Genomic DNA, 9,885 nt, shown 5'->3' on the forward strand with positions numbered 1-9,885 from the left:
CATATCGTCAAACCACACCCCCTGTTTACCTGTCATCGCCTCAAAACCCTAAAAGGTCGTCTGAAAACAGGCATGATAGGTTTTCAGACGACCTCAGATTTGTCAAACCCGCCCGATTTATGGGAAAATCGCACGATTGAATTTAACGAAGGGCGACACCGTGTTAGACAGAGAAGGCTATCGCCCCAATGTCGGTATCATCTTAATCAACAACCGCAACGAAGTCTTTTGGGGCAAACGTGTGCGCGAACATTCGTGGCAGTTTCCGCAAGGCGGCATCAAGCCGGGCGAAAGCCCCGAAACCGCCATGTACCGCGAGCTGTACGAAGAAGTCGGGCTGCTACCGCAACACATCAAAATCGTCGGCCGCACACGCGACTGGCTGCGTTACGACGTGCCGAGCCATTGGGTACGCCGCGAATGGCGCGGTTCGTATCGCGGACAGAAGCAGATTTGGTATCTTTTGCGGCTGGTCGGGCGCGACAGCGACATCAATCTGCGCGCCTGCCACCATCCCGAATTTGACGGCTGGCGTTGGCACCAATATTGGGCTCCCGTTGACGAAGTGATTGATTTCAAACGCGACGTTTACTTGGGGGCATTGAAAGAACTCTCCTCCCGCTTCCTGCGCGGCATGGAAAGCTACGAAGACTTTACCGCGCGCCTGCCTTTTGACAACCGATAAAACAACGAAACGCAACGCTTTCAGGTCGTCTGAAAGCGTTGTTCTTCCTTTCAGACGACCTCTTCCCCTATGACTAAAAACAACCAATACAGCGAATCCAGCATTACCGTCCTCAAAGGCTTGGAGCCGGTCAAAGAACGTCCCGGCATGTACACCCGCACCGACAGCCCGACCCACATCTGCCAAGAAGTTATCGACAACGCGGCGGACGAGGCGTTGGGCGGTTTCGCCACTGAAATCGATGTGCGCATCCACGACGACGGTTCGCTTTCCGTGTGCGACAACGGACGCGGCATTCCCGTCGGGCCGCACCCTGTCGAAGGCGTGCCCGTGGTCGAACTCGTGTTTACCCGTCTGCATGCGGGCGGCAAGTTCAACAAAAAAGACGGCGGCAGCGCGTATGCCTTTTCAGGCGGTCTGCACGGTGTGGGCGTATCCGTCACCAACGCCCTCTCCACCCGCCTTGAGGTCACCGTCAAACGCGAAGGCAAAATCCACCGCATCGTATTTGCCGGCGGCGACGTGGTCGAACCGTTGGCACAAGTGGGCAAATGCGCCGTCAAAGACAGCGGCACCGAAGTGCGCGTTTGGCCGGACGGCAAATATTTTGAAAGCCCGAATTACAGCATTCCCGAACTCGAACGCCTGCTGCGCGCCAAAGCCGTGCTGCTGCCGGGCGTGCGCGTTTCCCTGACCCGTCCGGTCAAAGGCGAAGACGAAGCGCACACCCAAACCTGGCATTACCCCGACGGTCTGAAAAGCTATCTGACCGACCTGATTGCCGACGCGCAGGAAGCCGTGCCGCTGTTCTCTTGCGAAAACTACATTTCAGACGACCACAACGGCGATTTCAGCATCGGCGAAGGTGCTGCGTTTGCCCTGACTTGGCTGGAAGAAGGCTCGTGCGCCAACGAAAGCTACGTCAACCTCATCCCCACCCCGCTGGGCGGCACGCACGAAGCAGGCTTGAAACAAGCCGTGTTCAACGCCGTCAACAACTTCATCAATCTGCACAACCTTTTACCGCGCGGCGTGAAAGTGCAAAGCGACGACGTGTTCAGCAAAACCGCCTTCGTCCTCTCCGCCCGCGTCCTCGACCCGCAGTTCCAAGGTCAGACCAAAGACAAGCTGACTAACCGCGACGCGTTGAAACTCGTCGCCGCCGTATCGGGCGACCCTTTGGAATTGTGGCTGAACCAAAACGTGGACTTCGGCAAAAAAATCGCCGAACTCGCCATCCGTCAGGCACAAGCGCGGATGCGTTCGGTTAAAAAAATCGAAAAGAAAAAAGGCAGCGGCGTCGCCGTCCTGCCCGGCAAACTGACCGACTGCGAAAGCGAAGACATCCGCGAAAACGAACTCTTCCTCGTTGAAGGCGATTCCGCCGGCGGCTCCGCCAAACTCGCCCGCGACAAAGCCACACAAGCCATCCTGCCCCTGCGCGGCAAAGTGCTCAACAGTTTTGAAGTCCACCCCGACCAACTCTTCGGTAACGCCGAAATCCACGACATTTCTGTCGCCATCGGCGTCGATCCGCACGGCATCAACGACAATCCCGATTTAAGCGGTCTGCGCTACGGCAAAATCGCCATCCTGTCCGATGCCGACGTGGACGGCTCTCATATTCAAGTTTTGCTGCTGACCCTGTTCTACCGCCACTTCCCGAAACTGGTTGCCGACGGACACATCTACGTCGCCCAGCCGCCGCTGTTCCGCGTCGATGTCAACGCACAAGGCAAAAGCAAACCCGCCCGCAAATTCTACGCCCTCGACCAAAACGAACTCGACAGCATTTTGGAGCGGCTGCAAAAAGAAGGTGTCAAAGAAACCGCCTATTCCATCAGCCGTTTCAAAGGCTTAGGCGAGATGAATCCCGACCAGCTCAAAGACACCACCATGCACCCCGACACCCGCCGCCTGTTGCAGGTGCAAATCCCCGAAGGCGCAGATGACGAAACACGCGACATCTTCGTCAAACTGATGGGTAAAGGCGAAGCCGCCGCCCGCCGCGCATGGATGGAACGGGAAGGCGATACGGCGGAATTGGATATTTAATGCCGTTGATTTAAAGAGAAAAAAGGTCGTCTGAAAACGGATTTAGGTTTTCAGACGACCTTTTTATGTTGTGCCGCCAAACATAGTTAAAAAGTCATGCAGCAATCTTCAAACGAAGTACGGCATCTCTGACGGCTTAATATAATCCACTAAACTTGCGGCTTTTCATCGCCGGATGTTTGCTGACTGTATTTTAGTGCTTCATACAGACTATCCAGCAATGCCTGTTTTTCCTCCTTACTCAATCCGACAATGTGTTTCAGCTCCTTATCAAACGGCACAGCCTGTCCGCCGTTTTTAGGCGCAAAGGCAAAAATTTTGGCTGTTTTTTTATCACTGGAAATAACCCAGGGAACGGTTTTATTACAGACAAATGCAATCTTCCTAGCCTTGCCGTCCAGCACAGGATAAAAACAGAGCGGCTTCCCCTTCTTCGCATCCGCTTCGATAATTTCCAAACGCCAAGGATAAGCACCGTCTTCATTAAGCCCTCGGAACATTTTCCGATAATTTGGCAACGCAACCAGCGGCAGATAAAACGCCGCCCATGCCAACCCCAACGCCAGCAAGAATATAATTGCAGCTAGAATGCTGCGATTGCCTATTTTTTCCACTGCCAAATCCAAAGTTACTTGATTCGGATTTTGATTGGACGCTATGGCTTGAACGACATAATCGTCACCGCTGACATCAAAAAACGCAAAAGAACGCTCCCACGTCTGTCCGCCATTATGTATGGTGACATCGCAATCAGAAATAAACCCTTTTCTCGCCTTGCATTGACCGGAGATAGAGGCTTCGGACAGAACGCGGTAATCTTGACCGATTTGATAATCCGAATAAATATTCTCGCTTAGTTTATATGAGAACCAAAACATTCCGAGTGCCAGAAAAGGCATCAAAATGACTAAAAAAGTCATCATTTTTATAGAATTATCAAACATTCCTTTTATTTTTAAAGGCTTTTCCGGAAGCCGAATAGAAGGCATTTCCATATTATTTCCTTAACAATTGGTCAATATGCATATTCTAAATGAAAAAATATATTTATGGCTGACAAAGACCGTTTTCTTGATAATAATATTGACCCTGACTCAGAATGAATCGAAAGCATAAAAGGTCGTCTGAAAGCCAATCGTTTCAAACCATCATCTAAGGACATTCATAAATGGCACGCCTTACCTCATCCCTATTATTGCTCATCACCGGTCTTTCACTTACTGCCTGCGGCTCTAGTATTGATTACGACCGCCAAGGATTGGAACGCAGCCAACAAATGTGGCAGCAGCGGCTGGACAGCCTTCCAATCGGCGCAACTGAAGCGCAACTGCGCGACTGGCAAAACAAATACGGATTAAAACTGGCGTTTCAAGAACCTGACCATTATTACAGTTCCAACCTGCCCAAAGGCCATTTCCCCGTAAAAAAACATTGGTCCAAATTCAGCCCTTGCGATGCTTTTTTCTTATCTTTGACTATCCAAACCAACGAGCAAAAGCAAGTGGTTAAAAAAGAACTGAAAGCCTTGGGCAGCTGCATATAACCTGTCTATGATTCAGGTCGTCTGAAAAACAGCCCCGCCTAAAACTCAAAAGGAATCCATCATGTACACTTGCACTTCCTGCGGCGAAAAACATGAAGACATGCCGGCGCTCTGCTTTGCCACTCCCGCTCCCTATGACCAACTCAGTGAAGAAGAACGCATTGCTTATCAAGCGGAATGCGATTCTGATTTCTGTATCATCCGTTATCCCGACCAAACCGACCGCTTTATCCGCGCGGTGCTGCTTATTCCGATTATCGGGCATGAGGAAACGCTGGAATACGGCGTGTGGGTATCCGTCAGCGAAAAGAGTTTTAACGACTATCAAAGCCACTTTCACGACAATCCGGAAAACGTCGTTTATTTCGGCATGATCTGCAACTGGCTGCCCCCTTATGAAACCGACACCTTCGGTCTGCACTGTAATGTCGTTACCCAGTCCGACAACCGACGTCCCCTGCTGCAACTGCATCAAGGCAGCGAACATCCGCTGGTACGCGACTTTTATCACGGCATAGAATATGCCGAAGCACAGGCAAGGATAGAAGCAGCATTCGGTGCAGACTATTAAGGGCAAAATGGCAAACCGCCTTCTATTGAACGAAACCATGTCCGACGGCTCCCGCCTGTTCCTGCAACTGCCGCAAACCTACCCGCCGTCGAGCCTGCTGCGGAAAATTGTCTGTTTCGGCGGAATGCCTACCGACTTCGTATCGGATTGGGTTACGGGCGAGACGTGGATAGATTTTTGCTACAAAGGCTGGAAGTTCAGTATTCACAACCCATATGGTGAATATTGGTTTTTTGTCGAAAACAGCGAATGCCCCGAAGCTATATTGCAATCTATGATTGAGGTCGTCTGAAATCCAAAATCCGGTTTTCAGACGACCTCAAATAAGGATCAACATGAAATACAAAGACCTACGCGACTTCATCGCCATGCTCGAGCAGCAGGGCAAACTCAAGCGCGTCGCGCACCCCGTTTCCCCGCATTTGGAAATGACCGAAATCGCCGACCGCGTGCTGCGCGCCGAAGGGCCGGCGTTGCTGTTTGAACACCCGATCAAGCCCGACGGCACGCGCTACGATTATCCCGTGTTGGCAAACCTGTTCGGCACGCCCGAACGTGTGGCGATGGGCATGGGTGCGGACAGCGTGTCCAAGCTGCGCGAAATCGGGCAGACGCTGGCGTATTTGAAAGAACCCGAACCGCCCAAAGGCATCAAAGACGCATTTTCCAAACTGCCGCTGTTGAAAGACATTTGGAGCATGGCGCCGAACGTGGTGAGAAATGCGCCGTGTCAGGAAATCGTGTGGGAAGGTGAAGACGTTGATTTGTATAAACTTCCGATTCAACATTGCTGGCCGGAAGACGTTGCGCCGCTGGTAACATGGGGTTTGACCGTCACGCGAGGGCCGCACAAAAAACGCCAAAACTTAGGTATTTACCGCCAACAATTAATCGGCAAAAACAAGCTGATTATGCGCTGGCTGTCGCATCGCGGCGGCGCGTTGGATTATCAGGAATTCCGCAAACTCAATCCTGATACGCCGTATCCCGTCGCCGTCGTACTCGGCTGCGACCCCGCCACCATTTTGGGCGCGGTAACGCCCGTTCCCGATACCTTGAGCGAATACCAGTTTGCCGGACTGCTGCGCGGTTCGCGGACGGAGCTGGTGAAATGTATCGGCAACGATTTGCAAGTTCCTGCACGCGCCGAAATTGTGTTGGAAGGCGTGATTCATCCGAACGAAACCGCGCTGGAAGGCCCGTACGGCGACCACACGGGCTATTACAACGAGCAGGACCATTTCCCCGTGTTTACGGTCGAACGCATCACCATGCGCGAAAACCCGATTTACCACTCTACCTACACGGGCAAACCGCCCGATGAACCCGCCGTTTTGGGCGTGGCGTTGAACGAAGTGTTCGTGCCGCTTTTGCAAAAGCAGTTCCCCGAAATCACCGATTTCTACCTGCCGCCCGAAGGCTGCTCCTACCGCATGGCGGTGGTCAGCATGAAAAAACAGTACGCCGGACACGCCAAGCGCGTGATGATGGGCTGCTGGTCGTTCCTGCGCCAGTTTATGTACACCAAATTCATCATCGTGGTCGATGACGATGTGAACGTGCGCGACTGGAAAGAAGTCATCTGGGCGGTCACCACGCGCATGGACCCCGTGCGCGACACTGTTTTGATGGAAAACACGCCCATCGACTATCTCGACTTCGCCAGCCCCGTCAGCGGACTCGGCGGCAAAATGGGTTTGGACGCGACCAACAAATGGTCGGGCGAAACCGACCGCGAATGGGGACGGGTGATCAAAAAAGACCTTGCGGTTACGGCTAAGATTGATGAGATTTGGGGGGAACTGGGGTTGTAAATTCAAGTGCAGGCTGCTTTTTGCGCTTTCCAAACACCAAAAAGCAGCCTGCACATTTCAAAGGCCGTCTGAAAGCAGCGTTTCAACAAAATTTCCAAACAATATTAGGCATTTTGAGCATGGAAACACGAAAAACAGTCCGCCTAATCCTCCGCCCTTGGGCGCTGACCGATGCCGAAGCGGTTTATGAACAGGCGCGCAACCCTAAAATCGGGGCGATGTGCGGCTGGCATCCTCATACCAGCGTGTCGGAAAGCCGTGAGATTATTGAACACGTCCTCCGCAAGCCGCATAGTTTTGCCATTTGCTTGGAAGATAATCAAGTGATAGGCAGCATCGGTCTGCTTTTTCAAAACGACAGCAATCTGCCGATGAGCGACCGTGAAACGGAAATAGGTTATTGGCTGGGCGAGGATTTTTGGGGAAAGGGCTATGCAACCGAAGCGGTGCAATCAATTGTCGCTTATGCTTTTGAGGAATTGTCTCTAGCGCGGCTTTGGGCTGGGGCTTATCAGGAAAACACCCCTTCGCAACGCGTACTGGAGAAATGCGGATTTTATCCTCATCACACTGAAGAGCACTTCTTTTCCAAGCCGACGGGCGAGACGCATAGGGCGGTAATATATGCGCTGGAGAAAGCATAGCGTTTGGCATGTACTCGTAAAGCAACATATCTTTCTTATTTTTAGACCATATAAAACCTTGAAAAGGGTCGTCTGAAATCCAGTTTTCAGACGACCCTTTTAACCAGTAAAACTTTACAATAACTTATCTAATTATCGCACATTGCCCATACCCCCCCTGATTTAAAACTTATTCACTCTGAAGCAATCACCCCTCCACCGAATACCCAAACCCGCCGCTGATATTTCGAACAGCATTTTTTTGGCTATATAAAGCATTACTTTACAGATTTTTTGATATAATTTTGCCCATCCGTTTAGATAAACCGTCGATACTTTCTCCGCGTGTTTTCAGACGGCCTATCAAAAATACAATTCGTTTTCCAAATAAAAGGCCGCCCGCTCTATGCACGAAACTTTCTCCCTCGCCCCCATCGTTATCGTTCTCCTCGTTTCTGTCATTACGGTGATTTATTGCCGTAAATTCAATATCCCTTCTATGCTCGGTTATCTTTTAGTCGGCTTTATCGCCGGTCCGGGTATGCTGAAGCTGATTCCGCAAGGTCATGCCACTGATTATTTGGGTGAAATCGGTATCGTATTCCTGATGTTCAGTATCGGTCTCGAATTCTCCCTGCCCAAGCTCAAAGCCATGCGCCGTTTGGTGTTCGGACTGGGCGGTTTGCAGGTTATTGTAACCATGCTGTCGATTATCGGCATTTTGATGCTGATGGGCGTCAGCTTTAATTGGGCGTTTGCCGCAGCAGGGGCGATGACCATGTCGTCCACGGCAATCGTCAGCCGCATCCTGTCGGAAAAAACCGAATTGGGACAGCCGCACGGTCAAATGGCGATGGGTGTCTTGTTGATGCAGGATATTGCCGTCGTGCCGCTGATGATCCTGATTCCTGCGTTGGGGGGAAATGGCGAAGAGGTCAGCCTGTGGGCGGCGCTCGGTCTTGCCGGATTGAAAATGCTGGTCACGTTGGGCGTGTTATTCGTCGTCGGCAGCAAGGTGATGTCGCGCTGGTTCAGAATGGTCGCCAAACGCAAGTCGTCTGAATTGTTTATGATCAACGTCCTGCTGGTAACCTTGGGCGTAGCTTATCTGACTGAACTGGAAGGCTTGTCGATGGCATTGGGTGCATTCGTCGCCGGTATGCTGCTTTCGGAAACGGAATACCGCTTTCAGGTGGAAGACGACATCCGTCCGTTCCGCGATATTCTGCTCGGTTTCTTCTTTATCACGGTCGGCATGAAACTGGATATCCAAGCTTTAATCGGCGGCTGGCAGCAGATTCTGATTTTGCTGGCAATTTTGCTGGTATTGAAAGCATTGGTCGTCTTTTTCATCGCTTTGCATATGAAGCATCCGATTGCGGATAGCTTAAAAACAGCCCTCTATTTGGCACAAGGCGGCGAATTTGGTTTTGTGATGTTAAACATCTCCAGCAAAATCAATATGGTGTCGCCCGAGCTGGAGCAGGCAGCTACGGCAGCGATTCTGTTGTCTATGATTATTGCCCCATTTATCTTGGGCAGCAGCGATGCCATCGTCAGCCGTTTCGTCAAATCAAGCTGGGACATGAAGGCATTGGATTTGCACAGTATGTTGGTGGAAACCATGAGCAAATCCGACCACGTCCTGATCATCGGTTTCGGACGCGGCGGTCAGACCGTCGGACGCGTCTTGGCTCAGGAAAACATCCCCTTCTTCGCCCTCGACCTTGATATCGGCAGGGTTCAGGTGGCACGCAATGCCGGCGAACCGGTCTCATTCGGCGACGCCAAACGGCGCGAAGTCTTGGAGGCTGCAGGTTTGGAACGCGCCAAAATGGTGGTCATTACCCTGAACAATATGCACGAAACCCAGCATGTTCTCGACAATATCATGTCCTTGCATCCGAGTATGCCCGTGTATGTTCGCGCGACCAATGACGATTATGTCAAAACCTTCACCGACATGGGCGCGGAAGAAGCCGTATCCGACACCAAAGAAACCAGCTTAGTACTGGCAAGCTACGCCATGCTGGGCAATGGCGCGACCTTCAACCATGTTTATCAAACCATTGCCAACATCCGACACAGCCGCTACGCCTCTTTGGAAGGCTTGTTTGTCGGTAGCGATGATGAAAATGGATTTGACGACGGAGGCAAATCGGTATGCCGCCACGCCTTCCCTCTGACCGGAGAAGCCCACGCCATCGGCAAGACCGTCCGTGATTTACCTTTGGATCACGCAGGTATTAAACTGCTATTCATCCGCCGCAATACGAGCAGAATAGAAAACCCAGACTTGGATTTGCAGCTGCAACCGAATGATATTTTGGTCGTCGCAGGCAGACAGGAGGAAATTATTTCTTTTGAAAACTGGAGTTTGCAAGGAAATGCCTGATACACTGAAAAATAAAGCTTGCACAGCGGATGCTTTTTTGATTTAATAGCGTCTTCGCAAACGCAGCGACAAGGGTGATTAGCTCAGTTGGTAGAGCGTCTGCCTTACAAGCAGAATGTCGGCGGTTCGACTCCGTCATCACCCACCAAGTTTCCTTTCATTGTTGCAAAACAATGATGCGCGGTGGTAGCTCAGTTGG

The 9,885-nt window shown here is 51.5% G+C and carries 9 protein-coding genes and 1 tRNA gene; 9 read left to right on the forward strand and 1 reads right to left on the reverse strand.

What is annotated here, in order from left to right:
• Positions 1 to 160: 160 nt before the first annotated feature.
• Complete coding sequence (locus DBZ16_RS14410; protein ID WP_003743450.1) at positions 161 to 685, forward strand: RNA pyrophosphohydrolase; 525 nt, start codon at positions 161 to 163, stop codon at positions 683 to 685.
• A 69-nt stretch (positions 686 to 754) separates the two neighbouring features.
• Positions 755 to 2,740 (forward strand): DNA topoisomerase IV subunit B, encoded by a 1,986-nt coding sequence (gene parE / locus DBZ16_RS14415; RefSeq protein WP_107814469.1) that lies wholly within the window; start codon positions 755 to 757, stop codon positions 2,738 to 2,740.
• A 149-nt stretch (positions 2,741 to 2,889) separates the two neighbouring features.
• Here the strand turns inward: parE and DBZ16_RS14420 are convergent, their stop codons facing one another.
• A complete protein-coding gene (locus DBZ16_RS14420; RefSeq protein WP_107814470.1) occupies positions 2,890 to 3,735 on the reverse strand; it encodes a hypothetical protein in 846 nt (281 codons plus the stop codon).
• Positions 3,736 to 3,908: 173 nt separating this feature from the next.
• Here DBZ16_RS14420 and DBZ16_RS14425 point away from each other — a divergent pair, with 173 nt between their 5' ends.
• From DBZ16_RS14425 to DBZ16_RS14455, 7 genes are all read left to right on the forward strand, one after another.
• Complete coding sequence (locus tag DBZ16_RS14425) at positions 3,909 to 4,283, forward strand: hypothetical protein (RefSeq protein ID WP_107814471.1); 375 nt, start codon at positions 3,909 to 3,911, stop codon at positions 4,281 to 4,283.
• A 61-nt stretch (positions 4,284 to 4,344) separates the two neighbouring features.
• Entirely contained in the window at positions 4,345 to 4,854 is a 510-nt protein-coding gene (locus tag DBZ16_RS14430) for a DUF2199 domain-containing protein (protein ID WP_107814472.1), read from the forward strand.
• Entirely contained in the window at positions 4,841 to 5,146 is a 306-nt protein-coding gene (locus DBZ16_RS14435; protein WP_240600410.1) for a hypothetical protein, read from the forward strand. Before DBZ16_RS14430 ends, DBZ16_RS14435 begins: the two co-directional genes overlap by 14 nt.
• 43 nt (positions 5,147 to 5,189) lie before the next feature.
• A complete protein-coding gene (ubiD, locus tag DBZ16_RS14440) occupies positions 5,190 to 6,668 on the forward strand; it encodes a 4-hydroxy-3-polyprenylbenzoate decarboxylase (RefSeq protein WP_107814474.1) in 1,479 nt (492 codons plus the stop codon).
• 20 nt (positions 6,669 to 6,688) lie between these two features.
• A complete protein-coding gene (locus DBZ16_RS14445) occupies positions 6,689 to 7,312 on the forward strand; it encodes a GNAT family N-acetyltransferase (protein ID WP_240600412.1) in 624 nt (207 codons plus the stop codon).
• A 385-nt stretch (positions 7,313 to 7,697) separates the two neighbouring features.
• Complete coding sequence (locus DBZ16_RS14450; protein ID WP_107814475.1) at positions 7,698 to 9,686, forward strand: monovalent cation:proton antiporter family protein; 1,989 nt, start codon at positions 7,698 to 7,700, stop codon at positions 9,684 to 9,686.
• 72 nt (positions 9,687 to 9,758) lie between these two features.
• Positions 9,759 to 9,834, forward strand: a tRNA-Val gene (locus DBZ16_RS14455).
• Positions 9,835 to 9,885: the final 51 nt, after the last annotated feature.

Origin of the sequence: Neisseria sicca, from assembly GCF_003044565.1 — a bacterium.
Taxonomy (GTDB): Bacteria; Pseudomonadota; Gammaproteobacteria; order Burkholderiales; family Neisseriaceae; genus Neisseria; species Neisseria sicca_A.

Coding starts and splice junctions, on each gene's coding strand:
- DBZ16_RS14450 (WP_107814475.1), top strand. CDS start 7,698: ATGCACGAAACTTTCTCCCTCGCCCCCATCGTTATCGTTCTCCTCGTT.
- ubiD (WP_107814474.1), top strand. CDS start 5,190: ATGAAATACAAAGACCTACGCGACTTCATCGCCATGCTCGAGCAGCAG.
- DBZ16_RS14425 (WP_107814471.1), top strand. CDS start 3,909: ATGGCACGCCTTACCTCATCCCTATTATTGCTCATCACCGGTCTTTCA.
- DBZ16_RS14430 (WP_107814472.1), top strand. CDS start 4,345: ATGTACACTTGCACTTCCTGCGGCGAAAAACATGAAGACATGCCGGCG.
- parE (WP_107814469.1), top strand. CDS start 755: ATGACTAAAAACAACCAATACAGCGAATCCAGCATTACCGTCCTCAAA.
- DBZ16_RS14420 (WP_107814470.1), bottom strand. CDS start 3,735: ATGGAAATGCCTTCTATTCGGCTTCCGGAAAAGCCTTTAAAAATAAAA.